Source organism: Nocardia sp. NBC_00511 (assembly GCF_045161165.1).
Taxonomy (GTDB): Bacteria; Actinomycetota; Actinomycetes; order Mycobacteriales; family Mycobacteriaceae; genus Nocardia.
This window is the reverse complement of the sequence record NZ_CP107849.1, coordinates 2,620,785-2,644,135: the sequence shown is the minus strand read 5'-3', so window position 1 is coordinate 2,644,135 and position 23,351 is coordinate 2,620,785. Positions and strand designations below refer to the sequence as shown.

Annotated in this window: 24 protein-coding genes and 2 tRNA genes; 13 read left to right on the top strand and 13 right to left on the bottom strand. The window is 66.2% G+C overall.

The features are described 5' to 3' along the window. Positions 1-100: 100 nt before the first annotated feature. From OG300_RS12560 to mihF, 5 genes are all read right to left on the bottom strand, one after another. A complete protein-coding gene (locus OG300_RS12560; RefSeq protein ID WP_405495370.1) occupies positions 101-841 on the bottom strand; it encodes a pirin family protein in 741 nt (246 codons plus the stop codon). Between the two features lie 83 nt (positions 842-924). Further along, complete coding sequence (locus OG300_RS12555; protein WP_405495368.1) at positions 925-1,278, bottom strand: hypothetical protein; 354 nt, start codon at positions 1,276-1,278, stop codon at positions 925-927. After that, a complete protein-coding gene (locus OG300_RS12550) occupies positions 1,279-1,518 on the bottom strand; it encodes a hypothetical protein (protein ID WP_405495366.1) in 240 nt (79 codons plus the stop codon). A gap of 278 nt (positions 1,519-1,796) precedes the next feature. Then, a tRNA-Leu gene (locus OG300_RS12545) sits at positions 1,797-1,881 on the bottom strand. A 149-nt stretch (positions 1,882-2,030) separates the two neighbouring features. After that, entirely contained in the window at positions 2,031-2,345 is a 315-nt protein-coding gene (gene mihF, locus OG300_RS12540; RefSeq protein ID WP_405495364.1) for an integration host factor, actinobacterial type, read from the bottom strand. Positions 2,346-2,597: 252 nt separating this feature from the next. On the opposite strand from mihF, the gene OG300_RS12535 reads away from it, so the two are divergent. Further along, positions 2,598-3,425, top strand: a complete 828-nt coding sequence (locus OG300_RS12535) for a tetratricopeptide repeat protein (protein ID WP_405495362.1) — start codon at positions 2,598-2,600, stop codon at positions 3,423-3,425. A gap of 112 nt (positions 3,426-3,537) precedes the next feature. Here OG300_RS12535 and OG300_RS12530 read toward each other — a convergent pair whose 3' ends face one another. Beyond that, positions 3,538-5,823 carry an ATP-binding cassette domain-containing protein gene (locus tag OG300_RS12530; RefSeq protein ID WP_405495360.1) on the bottom strand — a complete coding sequence of 762 codons (2,286 nt, stop codon included), beginning with the start codon at positions 5,821-5,823 and terminating at the stop codon, positions 3,538-3,540. Between the two features lie 170 nt (positions 5,824-5,993). Here OG300_RS12530 and OG300_RS12525 point away from each other — a divergent pair, with 170 nt between their 5' ends. The 3 genes from OG300_RS12525 (at position 5,994) to OG300_RS12515 (ending at position 7,729) form a co-directional block, all read left to right on the top strand. Then, the gene (locus OG300_RS12525; protein WP_405495358.1) at positions 5,994-6,311 is read left to right on the top strand and encodes a hypothetical protein; all 318 of its coding nucleotides are present in this window, start codon (positions 5,994-5,996) and stop codon (positions 6,309-6,311) included. 84 nt (positions 6,312-6,395) lie between these two features. Continuing rightward, positions 6,396-6,480: transfer RNA gene (locus OG300_RS12520), tRNA-Leu, on the top strand. Between the two features lie 199 nt (positions 6,481-6,679). Then, positions 6,680-7,729, top strand: coding sequence for a fatty acid desaturase family protein (locus OG300_RS12515; protein WP_405495356.1), 1,050 nt, complete (start codon positions 6,680-6,682; stop codon positions 7,727-7,729). Between the two features lie 69 nt (positions 7,730-7,798). Here the strand turns inward: OG300_RS12515 and OG300_RS12510 are convergent, their stop codons facing one another. After that, a complete protein-coding gene (locus OG300_RS12510) occupies positions 7,799-8,266 on the bottom strand; it encodes a hypothetical protein (protein ID WP_405495354.1) in 468 nt (155 codons plus the stop codon). 184 nt (positions 8,267-8,450) lie between these two features. On the opposite strand from OG300_RS12510, the gene OG300_RS12505 reads away from it, so the two are divergent. The 8 genes from OG300_RS12505 (at position 8,451) to OG300_RS12470 (ending at position 14,139) form a co-directional block, all read left to right on the top strand. Beyond that, on the top strand, positions 8,451-8,846 hold the full coding sequence (locus OG300_RS12505; protein ID WP_405495352.1) for a hypothetical protein: 396 nt from the start codon (positions 8,451-8,453) through the stop codon (positions 8,844-8,846). A gap of 106 nt (positions 8,847-8,952) precedes the next feature. Further along, positions 8,953-9,744 carry an SDR family NAD(P)-dependent oxidoreductase gene (locus tag OG300_RS12500; RefSeq protein WP_405495350.1) on the top strand — a complete coding sequence of 264 codons (792 nt, stop codon included), beginning with the start codon at positions 8,953-8,955 and terminating at the stop codon, positions 9,742-9,744. A 25-nt stretch (positions 9,745-9,769) separates the two neighbouring features. After that, positions 9,770-10,471, top strand: coding sequence for a hypothetical protein (locus OG300_RS12495; protein ID WP_405495348.1), 702 nt, complete (start codon positions 9,770-9,772; stop codon positions 10,469-10,471). A 73-nt stretch (positions 10,472-10,544) separates the two neighbouring features. Continuing rightward, positions 10,545-11,498 (top strand): sigma-70 family RNA polymerase sigma factor, encoded by a 954-nt coding sequence (locus tag OG300_RS12490; RefSeq protein WP_405495346.1) that lies wholly within the window; start codon positions 10,545-10,547, stop codon positions 11,496-11,498. 61 nt (positions 11,499-11,559) lie between these two features. After that, the gene (locus OG300_RS12485) at positions 11,560-11,763 is read left to right on the top strand and encodes a hypothetical protein (protein WP_405495344.1); all 204 of its coding nucleotides are present in this window, start codon (positions 11,560-11,562) and stop codon (positions 11,761-11,763) included. A 34-nt stretch (positions 11,764-11,797) separates the two neighbouring features. After that, the gene (locus tag OG300_RS12480; RefSeq protein ID WP_405495342.1) at positions 11,798-12,610 is read left to right on the top strand and encodes a helix-turn-helix transcriptional regulator; all 813 of its coding nucleotides are present in this window, start codon (positions 11,798-11,800) and stop codon (positions 12,608-12,610) included. A gap of 121 nt (positions 12,611-12,731) precedes the next feature. Next, positions 12,732-13,658, top strand: a complete 927-nt coding sequence (locus tag OG300_RS12475; RefSeq protein WP_405495340.1) for a hypothetical protein — start codon at positions 12,732-12,734, stop codon at positions 13,656-13,658. A gap of 94 nt (positions 13,659-13,752) precedes the next feature. Further along, entirely contained in the window at positions 13,753-14,139 is a 387-nt protein-coding gene (locus tag OG300_RS12470; RefSeq protein WP_405495338.1) for a hypothetical protein, read from the top strand. A 7-nt stretch (positions 14,140-14,146) separates the two neighbouring features. On the opposite strand, the gene OG300_RS12465 is transcribed toward OG300_RS12470, so the two are convergent. Next, complete coding sequence (locus OG300_RS12465) at positions 14,147-15,829, bottom strand: ABC-F family ATP-binding cassette domain-containing protein (RefSeq protein ID WP_405495336.1); 1,683 nt, start codon at positions 15,827-15,829, stop codon at positions 14,147-14,149. Positions 15,830-16,490: 661 nt separating this feature from the next. Here OG300_RS12465 and OG300_RS12460 point away from each other — a divergent pair. Beyond that, positions 16,491-17,282, top strand: a complete 792-nt coding sequence (locus tag OG300_RS12460) for an SAM-dependent methyltransferase (protein ID WP_405495334.1) — start codon at positions 16,491-16,493, stop codon at positions 17,280-17,282. A 28-nt stretch (positions 17,283-17,310) separates the two neighbouring features. Here the strand turns inward: OG300_RS12460 and OG300_RS12455 are convergent, their stop codons facing one another. Genes OG300_RS12455 through OG300_RS12435 form a run of 5 tightly spaced genes read right to left on the bottom strand, consistent with a single transcriptional unit; the run spans position 17,311 to position 23,089 of the window. After that, positions 17,311-18,807: a hypothetical protein gene (locus OG300_RS12455; protein WP_405495332.1), complete on the bottom strand. Its 1,497-nt coding sequence runs from the start codon at positions 18,805-18,807 to the stop codon at positions 17,311-17,313. Further along, complete coding sequence (locus OG300_RS12450; protein WP_405495330.1) at positions 18,808-19,437, bottom strand: ATP-binding cassette domain-containing protein; 630 nt, start codon at positions 19,435-19,437, stop codon at positions 18,808-18,810. Then, a complete protein-coding gene (locus OG300_RS12445; RefSeq protein ID WP_405495328.1) occupies positions 19,428-20,609 on the bottom strand; it encodes a cytochrome P450 in 1,182 nt (393 codons plus the stop codon). Before OG300_RS12445 ends, OG300_RS12450 begins: the two co-directional genes overlap by 10 nt. Positions 20,610-20,631: 22 nt before the next feature. Continuing rightward, a complete protein-coding gene (locus tag OG300_RS12440; RefSeq protein ID WP_405495326.1) occupies positions 20,632-22,788 on the bottom strand; it encodes an aminotransferase class III-fold pyridoxal phosphate-dependent enzyme in 2,157 nt (718 codons plus the stop codon). Further along, on the bottom strand, positions 22,778-23,089 hold the full coding sequence (locus OG300_RS12435) for an antibiotic biosynthesis monooxygenase family protein (RefSeq protein ID WP_405495324.1): 312 nt from the start codon (positions 23,087-23,089) through the stop codon (positions 22,778-22,780). The genes OG300_RS12440 and OG300_RS12435 overlap by 11 nt, the downstream gene beginning before the upstream one ends. Positions 23,090-23,351: the final 262 nt, after the last annotated feature.

Genomic DNA, 23,351 nt, shown 5'->3' with positions numbered 1-23,351 from the left:
CGCGACGGGACAATTCACGCCACTGTGGGGACAGCTACTCCCATCCCGTCCGCTCGGAAATGCGCCGACACCCGTTAGATCTGTTTCACCGCCGAATCCGTCAGGCGAACTGCCCGTGCATCTCCCAGATCAATACCTCACTGGATTCGAGCGCCGTGACCGATTGCCCACCGGTACCGGTCAGCCGAACCACGTCACCCTGATCCAGGCCCCCGACACCTTCGAAGTCGACCTGCCCCCGCGCGACGAACACGTGACCGAACGGGGCGTCCGGGATCGCCACCGTCGATCCCGGCTCCAGCCGTGCGACATGAAACGCCGCGTACCTGTTGTGCAGCGTGATCGCGGTCTCGTCGCGGTGCCGGCGCATCCCGGAAGCGACAGTGACGAGGGAGTTCCGCGCGAGCTCCCCGGCAATATCCATCTCCTGATACCCGGGTACAAGCCCGGATTCGTCCGGCGGCAGCCACATCTGCACCACATGCAGAGCGGGCTTCTCGTACCTTCCCGCCCCATTCTTCTCCGAGTGCATGATCCCGGTCCCCGCAGTCATCCGCTGCGCCAACCCCGGCTGGATGATCCCGGAGTTCCCAGCCGAATCCTGATGCACCACACTGCCTTCCAACACCCAGGTGATGATCTCGGTATCCCGATGCTGATGGGTATCGAATCCCTCACCCGGATCAACGAAATCCTCGTTGTGCACCATCAGCAGTCCGTGCGCGTTCCCGGCAAGGTCGAAATTGCCAGTGGACGGGAACGATTGCCGCGACCGCAGCCATTCGTTGTTCCAGTGATACCGATCCGCACTGCGGATCACCCTGACCGTCTCTTCCGACATCGAGAACCGCCTCTCCGCGCGTTGCCGCACGTACAAGCGCCCCCGCCGACGACCTATTCCCTCCGGGTAAATGGCTGCGGGCGTTACTCGCCTACATAGTCGACGAACGCCGCGAAGATCTGCCGCATGGTCGCTTGACTGATCACACCTATGGGCTCGGTGAACCAGGACATCGGTATCACCTTCGGCCAGTAGACCTGGACCGCGGCACCCGGGAGCGGATCGAGATCACCGAGCGGCACGATCAAACTGAACGCGGAAGGTTCGAGATCGTCGTCGATGCGGTCGAGAATCGGGAGCACCAGCGCAGTGGACATTGCGCGGTTGGCGCCGTCATTGGAGATCACGACCACCCGGTCGCCCGATATCGCCGACGGTCGGTCACGGCCACTGATGCCGGGCAGGTAGGAGCGGATCTCGCCGCGCTGAGCCGCCACCTACCGCTCCGTTTCGCGTACCTGCCCCATCGCCGCCTGTTGTAGTTCGAGATCAGCCAACGCGCGGGCCTCGACATCGTTGCCACGCCGCCGTTCCCACTCGGTGACCGCCTGCCCAGCCAAGTACATCAGCTCGTGCCGCGCGGCCCGCTCCATGAAGGAGCTGATGTTCCCGTTGGAAACCTCCCGCACCCGGTCGAGAACATGCTCGTCGATGGTGATCGAGGTATTGGCCTTCATACCACGAACTCTACCAGCGCCAGGTGCGGTCGAGACGAGTTTCCAAGCCCGTCAGCGCTCGGCCTGGGAATTAGGACGACGGGGTCGGGCGTCGAAGATGTTGGACCGCAATGGAATCCAGGTTGGACCGCGGTTCTGGCGCTGAGGAATTCAGCAAACTTCTCGAGACTGCGCTCGAACTCGGCCATCGTGGCGAATCCGGAATCCGGCGGTCGACTTGGGCTCTCTCGATATAAAAACAGGCCCCGTTGTTGAGAAACGGGGCCTGATCTGCAGTGTGTCCGGAGGGGGACTTGAACCCCCACGCCCTAATACGGGCACTAGCACCTCAAGCTAGCGCGTCTGCCATTCCGCCACCCGGACCGGTGTGCTCAGCAAGGTTATCGGATCGGATCGTTTGGACCAAATCGGCCCGTGTCCTGCGAGTTCTGTGCGGACGCGGGCTCGAAGAGGTGGTGGTGGGAGTGGTTGCCGCCGGGCCGAAATCGCGCCCGGCAGGCCACCCCCCGAACTTAAACCTTCAATGCCTCCAGCAGCGCGGCGCGCTGACGGGAGCCCAGGCCGCCGATGCGACGGTCGGCCGGGATCTCGGCCTCGTCCATCAGCTTGGCCGCCTTGACCGGGCCGATCCCCGGCAGTGCCTTGATGACCGCCGCCACCTTCGTCTTCTTGACCAAGTCCTCGTTGTCAGCACGCTTGAGGACTTCGGAGAGGCTGACCGACCCCTGCTTGACCTGCGCGATGAGCTCAGAGCGGGCCTTACGAACCGCGGCCGCCTTGGCCAGCGCCTCGGAGCGTTGTTCGGGGGTCATGGTGGGCAGAGCCATATGTCCTTACCTTTCACTCGTTCGCTGGTACGTCGGCGTCGATTCAACATGACACCAGGCCCGCTGCAAGTACGACACACCGCGCGGACGTGGCCGACACGTCGAGCGACCGGCGAAATCGGCCTCTTCGGCGCAGGTCAAACGACCAGAAGTTTGCTGAAACGGTCCGCCTGGCAAATCCACGACTCCGCAGCCGCGATCGGTATTACGGTGGGCGCGACCATCACGGCGGGACCTGCGGAAGGCGGGCAGATGACGGGGTCGTACACCTATGCCGGAGCGATGACAATCGAGCCGACCCTGGCGGACCGATACGACAGCACCGAGCCCGTGACCTGGAACGGAGCTCAGGTCTACCCCCTGCATTCGGAGTCGATCGGCGCGTGTCCCGCGACCGTCACCCTCAATCTGCGCACCACCTCGCCGCGTTCGGGGGTGCGCGGACTCGGGATCGGGCTGTCGGTCGAGCGCGGGCATGTGTTGCTGGGTGGCCGCCGGTTGCGGGGGGTTGACGTCTGGAGTGACGCCATGTCCGGCGGTATCGACCTGCGAATCGCCCCGAGCGGACCCGCCGCGATCACGCTCACCCCGGTCTGGGTCGACGACACCGACACCACGGTCTCCTGGTCGGGCAACTACGGCATGCTCATCACCCGCGAACGCACCGGCCTGGTGCTGCACTGCAGCAGCGGCGTCGGCCCGCCCGACTTCGGTGAACTGGTGGTCGAGCTGTCCACCGCGCTCACCCCGCCGCCCCCGGAACCGCCCGCCGACGCGGGCCGCTACCAGCAGGCGCTCTACGACCTGGCCGTCGCCATGCACGGCCGCGGCGACGAGGGGCAGGCCTGCGAACTGTGGACGCAGGCAGCCACATTCGGGCACCTGGGCGCCTGCTACGACCTGGGCGTGATCCACTTCCGGCGCGGCAACTTCACCGACGCCGAATACTGGTGGCGCAGCGCGGCGACCCACGGTGACGCCCGGGCCATGGCCGGGCTGGCCGAGGCGCTGACCCGGCTGGGCAATCACAGCGAGGCGCGGGTGTGGCGAGCCGCATCGGCCGCCGAATCCGTGCACTGAATTGCAGGCGCTGCGAATCCGCATGGGATGCAAGCGCGCTCACGTTGCGCGCCGCGAAAGGCGCACCGGCCCAGGCTGTTCACCGGAAACCCGTGCGCCCTCCGCGACACCGTCACGCCACGGGGGCCGGGGCGTTCTTGTAGCGGCGCAGGTACTCCCCCGTCAATGACACTTCGTCACTGAGCAATTCGGCGGGCGTTCCGGTGAACACGACCTCACCGCCGTTCTTGCCGCCGTCCGGCCCGAGGTCGATCACCCAGTCGGCATGCGCGACCACATCCAGGTTGTGCTCGATCACGATAACGGTATTGCCGCGCTCGACGAGCCCGTCCATCAGCGTCAGCAAAGTGTCGACATCCGACATGTGCAATCCGGTGGTGGGTTCGTCCAGCACGTACACGGTCCCGCTGTTCTGCAACTGGGTGGCCAGCTTGATGCGCTGACGTTCCCCGCCGGACAGCGTGCTCATGGCCTGCCCGAGGCTCAGATAGTTCAGCCCGACCTCGTTCATGGTGCGCAACTTGGCATTCAACGCCTTTTCCGAAAAGAACTCGACTGCCTCTTCGGCCGAGAGTTCCAGCACGTCGGCAATCGACTTGCCGCGCAACGTGAGCGCGAGTACCCGCTCGGAAAACCTGCGCCCGTCACAGGATTCGCAGTGCGTGGTGACCGGATCCATGTAGGCGATCTCGGTGATGATCGCGCCGCGGCCGCCGCATTCGGTGCACGCGCCGTCGGAGTTGAAGCTGAACAGGCTCGCCGGTTCCCCGGTCGCCTTGGCGAACAGCTTGCGGATCGGATCCATCAACCCCAGGTAGGTGGCGGGCGTGGAGCGGGAGGAAGCGGCGATGGCGGACTGATCCACGAACACCGATTCCGGGTAGCGAGGCATGAATTCGTCACGAATGAGACTGCTCTTACCCGAGCCCGCGACCCCGGTGACAACGGTCAGGATCCCGGTGGGAATGCCGATGGTGACGTTCTTCAGGTTGTGCGCGCTGGCCCCGGCGACGGTCAATTCGCCGGTGGCGGCCCGGAACTCGTCCTTGACGCGGAATGCTCGCCGCAGTCCCTGCCCGGTCAAGGTGTCGGCTCGCTGCAGGTCGGCGAAGCTGCCGGTGAACATCACCTCTCCCCCGTGTACGCCCGCGCGCGGCCCCACATCCACGATGTGGTCGGCGATGCGGATGACGTCGGGATCGTGCTCGACCACCAGCACCGTGTTCCCCTTGTCCCGCAGGGCTTCCAGCATCCGGTTGAGCCGCCCCACGTCGCGTGGATGCAGTCCCACGCTGGGCTCGTCGAAGATGTAGGTCATCCCGACCAGCGTGCTGCCCAGGTGTTTAATCATCTTGAGTCGCTGCCCCTCACCGCCGGACAGGGTCGAGGTGGCGCGGTCGAGGCTCAGGTAGCCGAGCCCGATGTCGGCGACCCGCTCCAGCGCGATCCGGGTGGCGTCGGCGAGGCCGTGCGCGGCCGGGTCGGTGATCTCGGCGAGCACCTCGATCAGGTCGCTGACCTGTGCCCGCGACCAGTCCGCGATGGTGCGCCCATTGATCTTGGTGGCCAGCGCTTTCGGATTGAGCCGCGCCCCGTCGCAGGCCGGACAGACGCCCTCGGTGAGGAATTTCTGGATCTGCTCGCGGGTCTTCTCCGACAGTCCCGAGGTGTCGCGGTTGAGTCGGGTCCGGGTGAATTTGTCGGCGACGCCTTCGTAATTCGCGTTCCAGGTGCCTTTCGCGAAAGCCAGTTCCACTTTGCCGCCACTGCCGTGCAGCAGTTCATGCCATTCCACGGGGGTGTAGTCGGCGAGTTTCTTGTCGGCGTCGAATCGCCCCGAGTTGGCGTACATCTGCCAGTCGCCGCTGCCGACGTTGTAGCCCGGCAACAACAGCGCGCCCTCGTTGAGCGATTTCGTCTTGTCCACCAGCTTGTCCGGGTCGGCGGTGATGGCCATGCCGAGTCCGTCGCAGTCGGGGCACATGCCCTGCGGGGTGTTGAAGGAGTAGTCGTACACCAGTCCGGTCGAGGGAGATCCGAAGCGTGCGAACATGGCTCGGATCAGCGCGTAGATGTCGGTCATGGTGCCGACCGTGGAGCGCGGTCCGCCGCCGACCGCCTTCTGGTCGATGATGACCGGCGCGGTGAGGTTTTCGATGGCCTCGGCGTGCGGGCGTTCGTAGCGCGGCAGGAAGTTGAGGATGAACGCGGGAAAGGTGGCGTACAGCTGCCGCTGCGATTCGACGGCGATGGTGTCGAAGACAATCGAGGACTTGCCGGATCCGGAGACCCCGGTGAAGACGGTGATCTTGTTCTTGGGTAGCTCGATCGAAATGTTGCGCAGGTTGTGCTCGCGGGCGCCGAGGACCCGAATTGTTTCGGCGGAAGCGATGGACATACCGCCACCATGCCATTGCGTACCCCCGAAATGTGCGGGGAATTGTGACGCAACTCACACTGATTTCGGGCAAATCTCCGGGTTGAACCCCGATTGCCGGACGATGGCGGCCATCTACAGTGGCGGTCGACCGCACGGCGGCCAGCGCTGCGCACGACCCCGAGGAATACATGAACAAGACCGCCCGATGGACGGCCGTGGCGGCCGCCGCTCTCGCCGTGACCCTGTCGACCGGCTGCTCCGAGGTTCAGTCCGCCCTCAACAAGGGCGGCGACACCAAGTGCAGCGACTACCTCGCCCAGAAGGCCGACGATCAGCGCGTCACCATCACCAAGTTCATCAAGCAGCAGACCGGCAACGACAACGAGCCCGCCGGCACCCAGGTCGACCTGTCGATGGCCGCAGTCCAGGGCCTGTGCGCCGTCCAGGCCAACAAGGACACCCCGATCAAGAACGCCGACCTCGCGGGCATCCTGATCAAGAAGTAGCCGCCCCGCGCAGCCCATTTCGCCTGGCCCAGCCCCGATTTCACTTTCCGGTAAGGCCTCGGCTAATGTTTGTGCCGCACCCCGGTCCGGGTGGCGGAATGGCAGACGCGCTAGCTTGAGGTGCTAGTGCCCGTATTAGGGCGTGGGGGTTCAAGTCCCCCTCCGGACACTCGAGAGCCCCGAATCCTCTGCATCGCAGAGGATTCGGGGCTTTTTCGGGTACCCACGTGTATCACGCCGCAGTGCTGTTCCATGCCATACCGCAGTATGACATTCAACGAGATTCCTGCCGATAGCTTCGAATCATCAGCCCCCGCAGTGATTTCCGGTCGACGGTGGCTTCGCCGATTCAGCTCTCAGGAAGATCTATGACGACCTCTGCCTTGGTTCCCGAGCCTGCTCCGCCGTCATCGCGACGCGGTGACGGTGATTACGCTCGCCTGCTGCGCCGTATTTCCGAGGCGGGACTGATGGATCGCCGTCCCGGCTACTACGTCATCCGCCTGAGCCTGGTCGGGATCGCGTTCGTGGGCGGCTGGGTGGCGTTCGCCCTCGTCGGCGACTCGTGGTGGACACTCGCGGTCGCCGCGTTCATGGCCGTGACGTTCGCGCAGGTCGCACTGGTCATGCACGATGTGGCGCACCGTCAGGTGTTTCGCAAGCGCCGCCCGACGGAGATCGTCGGCCGAGTCGTCGGCAACGCCGGCATCGGCCTGGGGTACGGCTGGTGGCAGGACAAGCACACTCGCCACCACGCCAACCCGAATCACGAGGACCTCGACCCCGATGTCGCACCCGACATCCTGGTCTGGTCGCAACGCCAAGCCCGAGCCAGTCGCGGTGCGGCTCGAATCATCGGGCGCGCGCAGGGATTCCTGTTCTTCCCCCTCCTGCTGCTCGAGGGCTTCAACCTGCACATAGCCGGCTTCCGCGCCCTCGGAAAACGATCGATCAAACATCGCCGCCTGGAAGCCGCCCTGCTCTTCCTGCACGTATTCGCCTACCTGGCAGCCCTGTTCGCGGTCCTTCCCGCAGACAAGGCCATCGCCTTCCTGCTCGTCCACCAGGCCCTGTTCGGCCTCTACATGGGTTGCATCTTCGCTCCCAACCACAAGGGCATGCCCACCCTGACCGGCGACGCCCGCCCCGACTACCTCCGCCGCCAAGTCCTCACCTCGCGCAACGTCCGAGGCGGCCTCCTCACCGACGTCGCCCTCGGCGGTCTCAACTACCAGATCGAGCACCACCTCTTCCCCAGCATGCCGACCCCGAACCTGCGCCACGCCCGGTTGATCGTCCGCTCCTATTGCGCCGAGATCGGCGTCGCCTACCACGAGACCGGACTGATCTCCTCCTACCGTGAGGCGCTCATACACCTCCACCACGTCGGCGAACCTCTCAGAGCCGCCGCCCGCTGAATGCCTGGCCCACAAGGTGGGCTGGCAGAGACGTAGACCGGCGCGTGAATCCTTGACACAAAAGAGGATTCACGCGCTCTGCTGATGCAGCCGCATGAGACGCCGCGCCCAGAGCTCCCGGATCGCCACTGCCGCCAGGATCACCACTACGGCCGGGATCGGTGTGAGGAAGAAGCTCTGATGCCCGCGGGGCATTGCGTACCAGATCAGGGCGGCAGACGCGAATGGCACTGCCACAGTGATGATTCCGGTGATCACCCGCCGCATTGCCACCGCCTCGACCAGTGCGGCGAGAACCAGCAGACAGAACGGGACGAAGGTCAGGCCCGGGGTGATGTCGAATCCGTCGAAGGGGAGATAGTCCGCGTATCGGCGCGGCGCGCCGGCGGTATGCCCGTGGATTATCCAGCCGACGTCGGAATCTTCGACTTCGCCGGACCAGGGGATGCCGCCCGCGACCATGGTTGCGGCGATGAAGGCCCACCAGAAGATGGTTGCGGAGGTATGTGCTGCGCGAAATACCCGGTCGCGAGTCATGAATCGCAACCCTAGAGCATTCCGAATGCTGATTCGGTGTCGGTTGCCTCACGTGCCCTTCACCGGCGCAGCGGCATGACAAATATCTCCGATCTCTTCATTCCAGACGGGCGGCAGGGCAGAATTTCATCGCACAGTGATTGTTCAGCAAACTTCTCTAGCGAGCCGAACGGACGGTGTTGATATGACTGCACGACGGTGGGTTGTCGGTGGTGGGGTGGCGATCGGTGCGGCTGCCGCGGTGGTGAGCGCTGGATTCGCGGGGGCGGCCGAATGGCATCCGAATCCGGGCGACGGCTATGTGAATGTCGACCTCGATCACAATGAGACCGCGTTCCTGGCGAATACCGGGATTCCCGACTGGATCGACCAAACCTCCACGCCGCCCAATCAATTCGTGGACCCGGCCTGGTACTCGAACAATCAGCCCTTCCAGGATTCGAACGGTCAGTGGTACAGCAGTTACTCCTTCGCTGAGCTGTGGCGGGAAGCGGGTGCACGCCCGGACGGCTCGGTCAGTCTGTGGCTCACCGATCCGGCCCGCTACGACGGCAAGACGGTGCAGATGCGCCAGTACTGAATCCGGTCGACGTGCGCCCGGCTGTGAATCTGTCCGGCTTCCGATGACTTTCGCTCCGCGGCCGCCTCTATATCAGTAGAAGGTGGCCGGTCAGAAGGAGTAGGACATGTTGTTGGAGAGCAAGAACGTCGTCGTTTACGGTGCGGGTGGGGCGGTCGGCGGTGCGGTCGCCCGTGCTTTCGCGGAGGAAGGGGCGCGGGTCTTCCTGACCGGTCGCGACCTCGAGCGCGTCAACTCCGTCGCCAAGGAGATCTCCGCCGCGGGCGGTGCCGCCGAGACCGCATTGGTCGACGCGCTGGATGAGCAGTCCGTGACCGAACACCTCGACCGCCTGGTCGCCGAGTCCGGGCGGATCGACGTGTCGTTCAACGCGATCGGGATCTCACCGCGAGGTTTGCAGGGCATCCCGTTCGCCGATCTGCCGGTCGAGGACTTCCTGCGCCCGGTCACCACCTACGCGCAGGCGCACTTCGTGACCGCGAAATCGGCTGCGCGGCACATGATCCCGCAGGGTTCGGGCGTGATCATGATGCACACCCCGGAACCCGCCCGGGCGAGCATGCCCCTGGTCGGCGGCATGAGCGTCGGCTGGGCGGCGATGGAGGCCCTCAACCGCGCGCTGTCGGCCGAGTGGGCTCAGCACGGTGTGCGCTCGATCTGCCTGCGTACCACCGGCATGGTCGAGACGCCGGTGATCGACGTGGTGTTCGGGCTGCACGCCGACGCGCTGGGCATCCCCAAAGACCAATTCACCGCCGCCGTCAGCGCCATGTCCCATCGCAAACGGCCGACCACACTGGCCGAGCTGGCGTCGGTCGCGGCCTTCCTCGCCTCCGACCGGGCATCCGCCATGACCGGCACCGTCGCCAACCTGACCGGCGGAATCATCGTCGACTGACAACGCCCGGCGAAGGAGCACAGCAATGAACGATCTACTCGCGAGCGCGGTGGCCGCGCACGGTGGTCAGGACCGATGGAACCGAATCCGCGCCATTCGAGTCGACGCATCCATAACCGGCGCGTTCTGGCAGATGAAGGGAAAGGCGGACGCGCTGAAGGACATTCGCTTCGAGGTCGACACCAGACACGAAAGGCTGACGATGGACTTCGTGGACCGCCGTTCGGTGTTCGAGCCCGACCGCGTCGAGCTACTGCAATTCGACGGCACGCTCATCGACGCCCGCGATGATCCGGAGCGCTCGTTCGAGGGCCACGAGTTCCAAACACCCTGGGACGCCCTGCATCTCGCATATTTCACCGGCGAAGCGCTCTGGACATATCTGAACACACCGTTCCTGTTCACACAGCCGGGGTTCGTCTGCGAGGAAATTGCGTCGATCGAATCCGACGGCGAAACCTGGCGTCGGCTGCACGTGACCTTCCCCGACCACATCAAGAGCCACACCCGTGAGCAGGTGTTCTGCTTCGGACGGGACGGCCTGCTGCGTCGCCACGACTTCGCCATCGACATCGTCGATCCAGCCACCGAATCGCAGCTCTTCGCGACCGACTACCGCGATATCGACGGCATCGTCATCCCCGCCACCCGCCGGGCCTACACCACGGTGGGCGATGAGCAGATCGTGCTGGTCGGAATCGACATGGCCGCCATCACCGTCCACTGATTCGAATCGTGTTCCATCCCAAGGACATCATCATGAGCGACGCGGACAGCGGGATCGGCGGATCATGCAACCCATGACGGAGACCACCACCGACGACCAGGACTTCGGGCGGCTGAGCGAACCGTTCCGGCGTGAGCTGCTCGCCTACTGCTACCGCATGCTCGGTTCGATCGACGACGCCGAGGAAGTGGTGCAGGACGTCTACCTCGACGCCTGGCGGGCATACGACAGGTTCGAGGGCCGGTCGTCGCTGCGCACCTGGCTCTACCGCATCGCGACCCGCGCGTGCTTCAAGGCGTTGGAGTCGAGCCGCCGCAGACCGCTGCCCGCCGATCTCGCAGCCCCCGAGACCAGTCCGGACGCCGGACTGGTCTCGGGGGCCCGAGAGGTGTCGTGGCTACAGCCGATACCCGACTTCCTGTTCACCGTTGCGCCGAGCGACCCGGCAACGGTTGTGGTGCAACGCCAGACGATGCGACTCGCCCTGGTCGGGGCACTGCAACAACTGCCACCCCGGCAACGAGCCGTGCTCATCCTGCGCGATGTCCTGGAGTGGCGGACCAGCGAGGTCGCGGATCTGCTGGAGATGACGACAGCGGCGGTCAACAGTGCGCTGCAACGTGCGCGCGCCCAGGTTCCGCTCAGCCAGGACGGTCTGACCGAATCGTCCGAGCCACGCCAGCGTGCCCTGCTCGACCGATACGTCACCGCATTCGAAACCGCCGACGTCGATCAACTCGTCGCGGTCTTGACCGAGGACGCCCGCTGGGAAATGCCGCCGATCGCAACCTGGTTCGAGGGCCGCGACACCGTCATCGCCTTCCTGGCCAGGCAGATGCCGATCATCGGTCCCGCCGAACTGGTCGCCACCGCCGCCAACGGGCAGCCCGCGTTCGCGGTGTACACCCGCGGCCCCGGCGGCATACGCCATCCACACGCGGTGCACGTATTGACCCTCACCGCAGGCGGTGTCAGCAGGATCGTCGCGTTCCACGGGTCCGCGCTGTTCCCGTTGTTCGGGCTCTGACCTGGCCATCGCGGGCTTCTGGCATGCTCGTGCTGGGAAGTGCGCCAGGACTGGGAGATTGATGATGCGGCTGAGTTCGTTGCTGGTGTTCGCGTGGTTGATCATCGGTACGGTGGCGTCGGGGCAGCGGGGGTATCTGACGCATGTGAGTCAGGAGTGCGCTGATTTCGCGACCATCGCGGTGACGGTGGTCGCGGGGCCGTTGAACTACACGGGCCTCAATCCCAAGGTGCACGACTGTGAGCTTCCGCAGCCGAGCCCGTAGGCGCCACGTTGCCGGGGCCGCCTAGCCTGGGCAGGTGGTCGACAACCAACTCGGGGAGTTTCTGCGCGCGCGACGGGCGAGTGTGCGTCCCGAGCAGATCGGGCTGGTCTCCTACGGTCGTCGCCGGGTGGCGGGGCTGCGGCGAGAGGAAGTCGCCGAGGCGGCCGGGATGAGCGCCGACTACTACACCCATCTGGAGCGTGGGCGCGAGCGACGGCCTTCGGCGCAGATGCTCGAGGCACTGAGCCGGACACTGCTGCTCTCCGATGGTCTGCGGGAACATCTCTACAGGTTGGCGGGTGTCGTCCCGGTCAGCCGCCCGGTCGAAACAGTGGACCCGGTACTGCGGCAGATGCTGGAAAACTATTCGGCGGCACCGGCATTCGTGATGAATTCGGCGATGGACATTCTCGCGACGAATGCCATGGCGGAAGCTTTCTTCTCGGCGTATCCACGCATCGACAATCTGGCACGAATGACATTCCTCGAACCGGTCAGCCGGGAGTTCTGTGTCGACTGGGTCTGGACGTGTCAGGCGATGGTCGCGGGATTCCGGCAGGCGGGCGCACTGTATCCGGACAGTGAGCGCCTGCGGGGTGTGATCGACGAACTCCTTACCGCCAGTACCGAATTCGCGGAGATCTGGCATTCCTACACGCTGTGCGCCGCGACGACCGACCCGCGAGAATTCGTGCATCCCGAGGTGGGATTGCTACGGCTGCGGTACCGATCCTTCGATGTGCGCGAGGCTCAGGGGCAACGGCTGATGCTCTATCAGCCCGAGCCCGGAGCCACCGTCGAGGCCCTGGCTCGAATGGCCGGCAGCGTCACCGCATCCCGATCCTGATCGAACGACCGCGGTGCCTGGGTGTCACGCACCCAGGCACGATCGCATCGGCCCTACCTACCATGCATGAGCCCGCCGCGAGCATGCTCGCGGCAATCCATCACCTCGTGCAGGAGAACTCGTGCCGAACCCGCGGCCCTCGGTCGGACCACGCTCGCGCAACCACTTCCGGCAGCGCGGTTTCGCCTCGTCGTGCGCCCTGGTGCTGGCACTGACCGCAGTCGCGGCGGCCGCGCCCGCGCATGCCGAATCGGCGTCCTGCGCACCCGCCACCTCGGCCACCTTCAGCAAGGCAAACGCCCCGTTTCTGGATTGGGCCGAGAATCTCGGCTTCGACGCGCAGGGCAACCTGTGGGTGTCGCGGCTGTATCGAAACGAGGTGCAGCGCTACGACTCCGCGGGCCGGGTCACCGCGACGGTGCCGGTCACCTCCCCGGGCGCGATCCGGCTGGGCCCCGATCACCAGCTCTACGTCGTCTACGGCGACAACTCGCTCAACCTGTTTCCCGGCACTCACGACGCCGGTGTCGTTCGCTTCGATCCCACTGCCGCAGCGCCGGTTCCCGAGGTGTTCGTGAGCGGGCTGTCGATGCCGAACGGCGCGGCCTTCGACGCCGCGGGCAATCTCTATGTCGCCGATACCGGTTCGGGCGTGGTCCGGGTCCGCCCCGACGCCACCATCGACGCCGACTGGACCGCGCAGGCCAGCAGGTTCGGACTCAATGGCATTGCCGTCGAGGGTGATTCGGTCTACGCCACCGTCTATCTGAGCCCGCACGGACAGATCGTGCGCATCCCGATCGACGCACCTGACCAGTCGGCCACGGTCGCTAACCTGAGCCTCTCCGACGATCTCGCGGTGGGCCCCGACGGACTTCTCTACGTGGCGACCACTGCGGGCAGTCTGGTCCGCATCGACCCTGCCACCCACAGCACCTGCACCGTGCTCACCGCCGGTCCCCTTTCAGCGGTGGCGGTATCCCCCGACGGAGACCTCATGGTCGCCACCGGCACCGGCGACGTACTGCGCGTCGATCTCGCCGAGTGACAACCGCCTGGTCACAGACCGATCAACCGCCTCTGCTCCCGAGCGCGGCATACTGAAAAGACGCAGTACCGAATTCCTCTCCGGGAGTAGTGAGATGGCAGAAAACGGGCCCTTCGGGATCGATCCGGAAGAATTCGAACGCGCTCTGCGCGAGGCCGGAATCGAATTCCGTGACCTGATCGGAAAGGCCAGCGGCTACCTCGACCGCAACACCGTGAGCACGCTGGCGTCGCTGTTCGGCCAGTTCGTGCCGCAGCCGGAGCGCACGCGGACGCCGAAGCCGGAGGAAGCCACCACCGGCGAGACCGGCAGCGGCGTCTGGGCTATCTACAGCGTCGACGACGCCAGCGAGGCCCGCGTCGAGCAGGTCTTCGCGACCGAACTCGACGCCCTGCGCGCGCATCGCGACAACACCGACGAACGCCGCCGGGTCCGATTCCTGCCCTACGGCGTTCCGACCAGCGTCCTCGACCAGCCCTGAGGCGTCCCTAGCGTGCGCGCTGCACGCGCGCCTCGTCCCAGACCGGTGTGTCGGACTCGTAAACGATTCCGTCGGAACCGAATACGAGGAACCGATCGAATTCGCGCGCGAACCAGCGGTCGTGGGTCACCGTGATCACGGTCCCCGCGAATTCGGCGATGGCCTCTTCCAACGCGTCGGCGGAGGCGAGGTCCAGGTTGTCGGTCGGCTCGTCGAGCAGCAGCATGGTGGCCCCGGACAGTTCGAGCAGCAGCACCTGCACCCGAGCCTGCTGACCGCCGGAGAGGCTGTCGAAGAGTTGCTCGGCGGCGCGAGCGAGACCGTATCGATCCAGCACCCGGCTGGCGGCTTCGCGGCCCATCCCGTTGCGATGTTCGTCGCCGCTGTGCAGGATCTCGAGCAGCGTCCGCCCGGAAAGGTCGGGCCGGGAATGGGTTTGCGCGAAATAGCCGGGGCGGACCCGCGCGCCGAGCGCGGCGACGCCGGTGTGCGGCACCGGCGCGATCTCCCGATCGCTGACCGGCAGATGCTCGACATCGGGGTCGGTGCCGCCACCCGCGAGCAGCCGCAGAAAGTGTGATTTACCGGATCCATTGGCGCCCAACACCGCAACCCGATCGCCGAACCAGATCTCGGCGTCGAACGGCCGCATCAGACCGGTCAGCTCCAGTTGCGTGCACACCAGTGCCCGCTTGCCGGTCTGCCCGCCGCGCAGCCGCACGGATATCTGCTGCCGGACCGGCACCGCTTCGGGTGGTCCGGCCGCTTCGAACTTGGCCAGCCGGGTCTGGGCGGCGTGATAGCGCGCGGCGACACCGTCGTTGAACTTCGACTTCTCCCGCAGGCGCAGCACCAGCGCCCGCAGTTTGGCGTGGTCCTCGTCCCAGCGGCGGCGCAGTTCGTCGAGTCGCGCGCTGCGATCCTCGCGGGCGCGGTGATAGTCGGCGAAGCCGCTGCCGTGAATCCACGAGGTGGCCCCGTTCACGCCGGGCTCGAGGGTCACGATCCGAGTGGCCGCATTCGCGATCAACTCGCGGTCGTGGCTGATGAACAGCACCGACTTGCTCGACCCGGCAATGGTGCGTTCCAGCCACTGCTTGCCCGGCACATCCAGGTAGTTGTCCGGCTCGTCGAGCAGCAGCACCTCATCGGGCCCGGCGAACAACGCCTCGAGCACCAGCCGCTTCTGCTCCCCGCCGCTGAGGGTCCGCACCGCCCGCCACTTGGCCCGGTCGAATTCGACTCCGAGCGCCGCCGTGGTCACCTTGTCCCAGAACGTCTCGATCTCGTACCCGCCGACGTCACCCCACCCGGTGAGCGCATGCGCATAGGCCAACTGCGTTGTCTCGTCATCGATTTCGATCATCGCGTCTTCCGCGGCATCGAGCGCCCGTGCGGCCGCCGCGACTTCCGGCGCGGCTACCGACAACAACAGATCCCGCACCGTCGACTCGTCATCGATCTGTCCGATGAACTGCCGCATGATCCCCAGCGACCCGGACCGCGCCACCGCCCCCTCATCCGGCACCAGGTCCCCCGCGACGATCCGCATCAAGGTCGTCTTCCCGGTCCCGTTGGGCCCGATCAACGCGGCCTTCACCCCATCCCCGATCCGAAAGCTCACCCCATTGAGCAGCGGTCGTCCATCCGCGAGGAAATACTCGACATCGGAAACATTCACGTGGGCCACGGGTCCACAGACAACCCCACCGGCCGGGGTTGACGCAACACGGTTTCCTTCCGCCGCGACAATTGCCCAGTGGGTGAACCAATCGGTCGGTCTGCTTGGCGGGAGTTGTTGACCCGGTTCCTCGACGAGCGAGCGCGGTATCTGCCGCACGAGAGTGAGACGTTCACCTACCCGAATCCCGGAGTCTTCGATGCCGATGAGCCGTGGTGGCGACGAGGCGCGTGTGCGCAAGGTTTGACCGGGTGATCAGGCGGCCGACCGTTCCTTCGTATGCGGAGGTGTCGGGGTTGGTGACGACGCTGGCGCCGGGCTCGTGCTCGATGTCGAACCCGATGAGCCGTGCTGGATCCATCCCGACGAATTGATCTCTATCTCGTCCCGGCCGAACCCCGCGCGCTCGACCGCGGGTCGGGTGACATGCGGTGCACCACACGATATTTGCCCGAGCACGACGCCCGAGCGGCCGTCGATCTTGTGAATCACGCTGTCGAGTAAGCGGTTTCGACTCCCAACGGCCTACCCTGCCCGCTGTCGTCCGAGGTTGCGGAGGCTACGCTCGGCGCCGCACCACTTCGATACGAAACCCCTCGGTCCGAGTGACTTGCGGTCTAGCCTGTTCGGATAGGTTTGTGTTCGATCAGGCGATTGAAGCGGTGATTGGATGAACGGAGACATCTCACTGGGCACACCGCACACTTCCCGCATTTACGACTATTTTCTCGGCGGGAAAGACAACTACGAGGTCGATCGGCAGGCCGCCGCGGAAATATTGAAGGCGTGGCCGGAGATTCGCACGGCGGCGCGCATCAATCGCGAGTTCATGCACCGCAGCACCCGGTATCTCGCCGAGCGGGGGGTGCGGCAGTTCCTGGATATCGGTACCGGGATTCCGACCGAGCCGAACCTGCATCAGATCGCCCAGGAGATCGCACCGGACAGCCGGGTGGTCTATGTCGACTTCGATCCGCTGGTGCTGGCCTACGCCCGTGCGCTGATGACGGGCACCGAGCAGGGGACGACCACCTATATCCATGGTGACGTCACCGATCCGGTGTCCATCCTGACCGCACCGGAACTGACGCAGACCCTCGACCTGAGCAAGCCGGTCGGCCTGAGCATGATCGCGCTGCTGCATTTCGTCGAGGCCGATATCAACAAGATCGTCACGACCTTCCTCGACGCGCTCGCCCCCGGCTCCTACCTCGCGATCTGCACCATCACGACCGATTTCTCGCCCGATTCGGTGGCCAGGGCGGCCGATGTCTACAAGGTCCGCAAGCTGCCCGCGCAGACCCGCACCCACGACGAGGTCGCGGGCTGGTTCTCGAGCCTGGAGCTGATCGACCCGGGTGTGGTGCCGCCGCACCGGTGGAATCTCGACGACGGCATCGAGATGCCACCCTCCTACGACGCGAAGGTCAACTGCTACTGCGCGGTGGGCCGCAAGGCCTGACCGGGTCCGCTTCGAATGCGGCCCGGGCTCAAGCCACTTCGGCCCGGCGCAGTCGTCGCCCGCTCACCGCCGCGACGGCCACCGCGCTCACCGCCAGAATTCCCACACCCCACGCCAGGTACCCGGTGTCGAACACCGCGTCCCCGAACGACGAGCTGATGCTCAACTGCGCGAACGGATGTGACGGCAGCAGCACCGCCCAGCGCGGCAGCGCCGGCCCGAGCATGTAGTCCTGTGCGATGCCGACGTCGACGAACGGGAAGAACATCATCAGCAGGATGCCGGTGACGCGGTCCAGCAGCAGCCCGACGCAGTAGCCCAGGAAGGTGAACGTCCAGCCCGCCAGCAGGTGCGCGAGGATGAACCAGCCCCAGTGTTCGGGCTGCCGCACGGCCGCCACCAGCACCAGCGCCGCGAGCGTGGCGACGGTTCCGACGGCCAGCAGGGTGCCGAGGCGCAGGATGGTGATCGCACCGAGTCGCCCGAAGTTGCGGCCCAATCGTCCATCGGGACCGTGCAATTCGATCGCGATCAGGAATCCGGCGGTGCCGCTGAAACTCACCACCGCGATCATGCCCATGTAGGCGGCATGCAGTTGCGGCATGGTGGTGGCCAGCAGCACCCGGTGACCGTGCTCCATCGCCGGAACGGCCACGTGCACGCCGCGGAACAGCCACAGACTGCTGGCCATCAGGCACAGCGGCCCGGCGACCGCGAAACCGAGCAGTGCCCGATGCCGCAGCAGGTCGACCAGCAGCAGTCGAAGTCCGTGCGCCCGGCTCGGTTTGGTGACGGCGGTCGACGCCGCCGCCCCGAAGCCCAGTTCGGGTGCTCGTGGCCGCAGCCGGAACACGGCCACGAATCCGGTGACCAGCAGCAGCGGCCACACCACGAGTGCGGCGATCTCTCCGCCGCCGAGGTGATAGCCCATCGCCGCGTATTCGGCGCTGTACCAGGGCGATAGCACCGGTTGCCACCAGGTGCCCTCGGTCATGGACGGCGCGAGCAGCGCGTCGACGATCCACAGTGAGCTGACGCAGCCGACGGCGGCGATGGCGTCGCGCGCGAAGTACGCCACGAGCTGCCCGACCAGCACGTACAGCGCGGTGTTGTAGGCGGCCGCGAGCCAGACGCCGACTCCGGTCCCGTCTTCACGGATCGCGACGAATCCAATGCTGACCAGCACCGCGAGCATCCCGACGCCGATCAACGTCGCACCGCGCGCCAGCGCCCACCGCCACGCCGAATGCTTCAGTGCCAGTACCGAATCCGCGCGCAGCGCCTCGGTGACGGTGAGGGCGCTGATCATGGCGGCGGTGATGCCCGCCGCCCACAGCCCCGACAGGATGGCGAAATGCGCGCCGTGGCCGGGCATATCGTGCATGCCGACGCCCAGCACCGAGCTGAACTTGTCGAAGGCGTCGGCGGTGAGGAACACCAGTACGGCCGGGATCACCAGGAACGCGGCCAGCACCGGCGGCTGCCGCAGCGTGGACAGCAGGGTCAATCGGGTCAGGGTCAGCATCTAGGCGGCTTCCGTGAGCAGTCCGTCGCGCAGTACCAGGCGCTGATCGAAGCGGGTCGCGTCCAGTTCCAGATGCGCCACCACGATCACCGCCCGTCCGGCTCCGCGCTGCTGGTCGATGAGCGCCCAGAAGGCTTGGTAGCTCGACAGATCGAAGGCCGCGTACGGCTCGTCGAGCACGAGCAGATCGGGTGTGCCCAGCAGGGCGAGTCCGAGGTTGAGTTTCGCGCGGGTGCCGCCGGACAACGCGCGGGACTGCACGCCCGCGAAACGCTCGAAATCCAGGGTCTTCAGCACGTCGATGCGGGTCTGCTCGACTTCCGCGGCCTCTAGCCCGCCCGCTGAGGCGTACAGCGCGAAGTGCTCGTCGACGGTGAGACGCGGGTACAGCGCCGGAATCTGCGGGCAGTAACCCACCCGCCCGGACAGCGCGATCTCACCGGAACTCGCCCGGGTCTCCCCCGCGATGATGCCCAGCAGGGTGCTCTTCCCCGACCCGTTCTCGCCGGTGATCGACACCAGCTCCCCGGCCCGCACCGTCAGCGAGACACCCTTGAGCACGTCTCCGGCCGACCGCTGATATTTCTTGCGAATGTCGGTGGCCGACACCACGGTTCGCGCTACGTCCATTGAATGCTCCCTTGCAGTCGCTGGTATCCGGAGATGTTCATGGCGTGCACCCATTCGCCGGAGTCGTAGTCGATGTCGCGGCCGGCGGTGCGTTCGGTGAGGACCTCGAGTCCGGCCAGCAGTTGCAGCCGGGCCACGTGGATGCCCAGGCAGCTGTGCGCGCCGCGACTGAATCCCAGGGCGCGCTGCGCGTTCTCGCGCGCCGGATCGAAGGTGTCGGGGTCGGTGAAGACACCCGGATCCCGGTTGGCCGCGCCGAAGAGGATCAGCACCTTGGCTCCGGCGGGGATGGTGACCCCGCCCTCGGTGACCTCGCGGGTGGTGGTGCGCCGCACGTAGTGGGTGGAGGGCGAATGCCGGATGGTCTCGTCGATGACCGCGTACGCCTGCTCCTCGGTCAGCTCGCGCCCGGTGTCGGCGGGCAGCGAACGGTCCTGGTGATACAGGATATTGGCGAACGAGCGGGCGGTGTCCTCCGCGCCGACGATGGCCATGGTCATCAGCAGCCCCATGGCCTCCGGATCGGACATGCGTTCGCCGTCGACCTCGTGGCGCAGGATGCGGCGCATGAAGGTGTCGCCGTCCTTGCGCAGGGCGTTGAGGTGCACGGCGGCCAGATAGATCATCGCGTGTTCGAGTGCCGCGTTGCCCGCGTCGGTGAAGCCGAGCACGCCGCGTTCGCGGTTGAGGTAGATCCCCATCCACTCGCGCAGGTCGGGGCGATCGGCTTCGGGGACCTCGAGCAGGGTGAGGCTGTTCTCGATCGCCCACGGCAGCAACAGGTCCTGCATGAGATCGAGCTTCGTGGCGCCGTCGAGGGCGTCGATGGCCCGCCGCATATTGCCCCGGAAGTCGTCGGCGAAATCCGCGACGGTGTTGGCGCGGAAGGCATTACCCATGAACCGCCGCAGCCGGGTGTGCTCCGGCGGATCGGTGAGGGTGAGCAGCGGGATGCCGATCGGCAATTCTTCCTCGTCGTCGAGCTGCACGCCGCGCGCCACCGAGTAGGTGATGCCGTCGGCGAGGGCGCGCACGCACAGCTCGTACTCCCCGTACATCCAGGCGTCGGCGGCCGGGGAGAACACCGGTTTCCCGGCGGCCACGATGTCGCGGTAGATCGGGTAGGGGTCGTCCATCAATTCCGCTGAGCGCGGCGTGTATTCGGTGATCATGAGGTTCTCTCTCGGTGTTCGGTCATGGGAGTCGCCGCCGGTCCGTGAACCGTTCGCGCACGCCGATCGCGGTCGCCGCGGCCTCCTGGCACGCGCAGGCCAGGGCCGCGGTCGCCATGGTGCGGTAGACCGCGAATCTGCCGAGTCCGCGCAGGAATTCGGCGAGCCGCGCGAGCGCGTCGACGACTACGGCGGTGTCGTGCCCGGCGGTGCACGGCATCACCCGAAGTTGCAGGGTGATGACCCCGCACTGCTGTGCGGCCATGCGGGTGATGGTCGCGTCGACGTGGTCGAGCATGTCCGGACGTGGGCTCGCGCCGACGGTCGCGGGTGACAGCAGCAGTCGTCCCAGCAGTCCGGAACGTCGTCCTCCGGCGAAGACCGGTGATTGCGCGGCCGCGGCGAACACGTCGTCGAGGGCGGCGGCCACTGCGGCCCGGTCGCTCGCGGGGTGGTCTTCGCCCGAGTTCAGGGCGTCCACGGCGAGTGCCGCGCCGAGCGGATTGCGGTAGTGCGTCAGGATCCAGTGCGCCAGATCCGGTGCGCGCCGGGCGAGGTCGGCGTGCACGTCGTGCGACATCATGACCGCGCCCATCGGCAGCAGCGCGTCGCTCATGGCTTTGGACAGCGCGACGATGTCCGGTCGCAGCGTGGTGCCCGCGCCGACCACGAAGTGGTTCGGATCGGCCCGCCAGAATCCGGTAAGCACCTCGTCGAAGCCGACGAGGTAGCCGGATTGCGCACGGTGGCAATCGATTTCGTCGAGCACCCGCTGCGGGATCGGCACGCACTCCAGGCCCTGCACCGGCTCCAGCCAGACCAGGGCGACATCGTCGCGTCGCAGGGCCTCCCGCAGTCCGGTCGGATCGTCGAGTGCCACATCGATGATCCGCGCCGGATAGGGCGCGAACGCGTGCTGGTCGCGGTCGCGGAAGTGGTCGCTGGTGCGGCTCATCATCAACGACAGCGCGCCCTTGCCGGAGTAGTTGCCGCGCAACGTCACCACGGTGTGGCGGCCGGGCCGCGCGCCGAGGGCGGCGAGCACCGCCAGGTCGACCGCCGATGCGCCGCTGACCGCCGGAGCCATCACCGGAAGTCCGGTGAGCCTGCCGAGGGTCGCCGTCAGCTGTTCGATGGCGTCGGAGTCCGCGCTGAGACGCGAAATGGATTCCGGGGAGCGCGTATTGTGCCCGCGAAAGGCGGGCCCGGCCCCCGAGGCCACATCGACGTACTGCCGTCCACCCGCGGTGTAGCGCACACCGTCGGCCTGTTCGAAGGTCATATTGATGCCCGCGAGGTCGATGGCGCGGGTCTGCCAGGTGTTGCCGTGCAGGCGAAGCCGGGTGCGGCGCACCAGCCGGTGGCGGCGCATCCGCTCGAGTGCGGCGTCCTCCCGGGGTGCGGTGGGTCGCAGGTCGCGCAGTGTCGCGTTGAGCAGTCGCATGGCGACGGTGTTGCCGCCGAAGGTCGACACGTGGGCGACGCAGTCCATCGGGTTGTTCCACAGTGCGAACGCCTCGCGGGTGAACGAGACGGTGCCGCAGGGCATTTCGCGTTCCACGCAGACTTCGCCGAGGAAGACGGCAGCGGCGGCGGGTGGACGGGTCGCCAGGGCGCGAAATGCCTTCGGGTCCCGCAGCACCCCGGTCGCGACGACGGCCCCATGCCGGGCGGCGGTAGCCAGTAGCGCGTCGACCGCGTCGATGTCGTTGTCCGAGAGCAGGTCTCGGACCGCGATCACCGCCGTCCACGGTTCGTCGGCGCGCTCGAGGAACTCGGCGGGCTCGGTGAGGATCGTGAGCCCGTCGTCGACGGCGTCACGCAGGCCGGGCACCGCATGGGCGTACGCGTATCGGCTGGTGGTCGTCGGATCCAGCAGCAGGATCCGGCACGGCTGCGGTCCCCCGTCGCGATTGTGCTTGTTGCGCACGAACTTCAGCACCGTGCCGAGCGCTTCCACGCCGGAGTTGACGAACACCGAATGCCACTGCACGCCGGTGGTGTCCGCGCCGCTGAGCAACCGGTGCAGCAGGTAGCAGGCCTGCGCGCCCTCGGGTGGCACATAGGTGCTGGCCAGCACCATGTTCGGCACCTTGGCGGCGACCATCACGGTGAGTGCGTCACGCACCGTGCGCTGGTCACCGTCCAGGGCCGGGCCACTGGGTGATTCAAGGCGCACAGTCTGTCACCACGTCATAGGTGACGACCTCGGCGCTGGCGGATATCGGTGCGTCGTGCGGCGACCCGTGGTGTGGATGCATCCGCCCGAACAGCGGCGAGTTCTTCCAGCTGTCATAGTCGGCCGCAGTCTCCCATTCCGTATACACCAGCCACTTCGCCCCTTCGCTCTGCGGCCGCAGCAGCCGGAACCGCAGAAACCCGCCGGCCTTCTCCAAATGCCCCTTGACCTGATCGAATCGGCTACTGATCTCGTTCTCCCGGCCATCCGGGACACCAAGGTGATTGATCGAAACAAACATGCGTCGTGAATCCTCGAAAGAATGGAATCGAAAATTGACACCACCGGTCCACGCACCTCGTTATGCGTAACCCGCAGCTCCACCTGAACGGTTGATTTGGGAACACCCCAAACCCCCAGTGCCGCAACGCCTTCAGCGTCCACCCGCGGTCACGGAGAAGTAGAACAGATTCTAGTTTGCCCTGCAACCAGAATGAGCAAATCGGTAGCTGCGATCTTCGAGACCAGAGCGGAGAATGCGCCACGGCAGGCTCCGGCAAATA

Bases quoted from the DNA above. Each gene is read 5' to 3' on its own strand.
- OG300_RS12450 (WP_405495330.1), bottom strand. From the start codon at position 19,437: ATGGACGTAGCGCGAACCGTGGTGTCGGCCACCGACATTCGCAAGAAA.
- OG300_RS12435 (WP_405495324.1), bottom strand. From the start codon at position 23,089: ATGTTTGTTTCGATCAATCACCTTGGTGTCCCGGATGGCCGGGAGAAC.
- OG300_RS12525 (WP_405495358.1), top strand. From the start codon at position 5,994: ATGAACAAGACCGCCCGATGGACGGCCGTGGCGGCCGCCGCTCTCGCC.
- OG300_RS12470 (WP_405495338.1), top strand. From the start codon at position 13,753: ATGGCAGAAAACGGGCCCTTCGGGATCGATCCGGAAGAATTCGAACGC.
- OG300_RS12535 (WP_405495362.1), top strand. From the start codon at position 2,598: ATGACGGGGTCGTACACCTATGCCGGAGCGATGACAATCGAGCCGACC.
- OG300_RS12515 (WP_405495356.1), top strand. From the start codon at position 6,680: ATGACGACCTCTGCCTTGGTTCCCGAGCCTGCTCCGCCGTCATCGCGA.
- OG300_RS12505 (WP_405495352.1), top strand. From the start codon at position 8,451: ATGACTGCACGACGGTGGGTTGTCGGTGGTGGGGTGGCGATCGGTGCG.
- OG300_RS12455 (WP_405495332.1), bottom strand. From the start codon at position 18,807: ATGCTGACCCTGACCCGATTGACCCTGCTGTCCACGCTGCGGCAGCCG.
- OG300_RS12445 (WP_405495328.1), bottom strand. From the start codon at position 20,609: ATGATCACCGAATACACGCCGCGCTCAGCGGAATTGATGGACGACCCC.
- OG300_RS12550 (WP_405495366.1), bottom strand. From the start codon at position 1,518: ATGAAGGCCAATACCTCGATCACCATCGACGAGCATGTTCTCGACCGG.
- mihF (WP_405495364.1), bottom strand. From the start codon at position 2,345: ATGGCTCTGCCCACCATGACCCCCGAACAACGCTCCGAGGCGCTGGCC.
- OG300_RS12560 (WP_405495370.1), bottom strand. From the start codon at position 841: ATGTCGGAAGAGACGGTCAGGGTGATCCGCAGTGCGGATCGGTATCAC.
- OG300_RS12485 (WP_405495344.1), top strand. From the start codon at position 11,560: ATGATGCGGCTGAGTTCGTTGCTGGTGTTCGCGTGGTTGATCATCGGT.
- OG300_RS12460 (WP_405495334.1), top strand. From the start codon at position 16,491: ATGAACGGAGACATCTCACTGGGCACACCGCACACTTCCCGCATTTAC.
- OG300_RS12500 (WP_405495350.1), top strand. From the start codon at position 8,953: ATGTTGTTGGAGAGCAAGAACGTCGTCGTTTACGGTGCGGGTGGGGCG.
- OG300_RS12495 (WP_405495348.1), top strand. From the start codon at position 9,770: ATGAACGATCTACTCGCGAGCGCGGTGGCCGCGCACGGTGGTCAGGAC.
- OG300_RS12530 (WP_405495360.1), bottom strand. From the start codon at position 5,823: ATGTCCATCGCTTCCGCCGAAACAATTCGGGTCCTCGGCGCCCGCGAG.
- OG300_RS12490 (WP_405495346.1), top strand. From the start codon at position 10,545: ATGACGGAGACCACCACCGACGACCAGGACTTCGGGCGGCTGAGCGAA.
- OG300_RS12510 (WP_405495354.1), bottom strand. From the start codon at position 8,266: ATGACTCGCGACCGGGTATTTCGCGCAGCACATACCTCCGCAACCATC.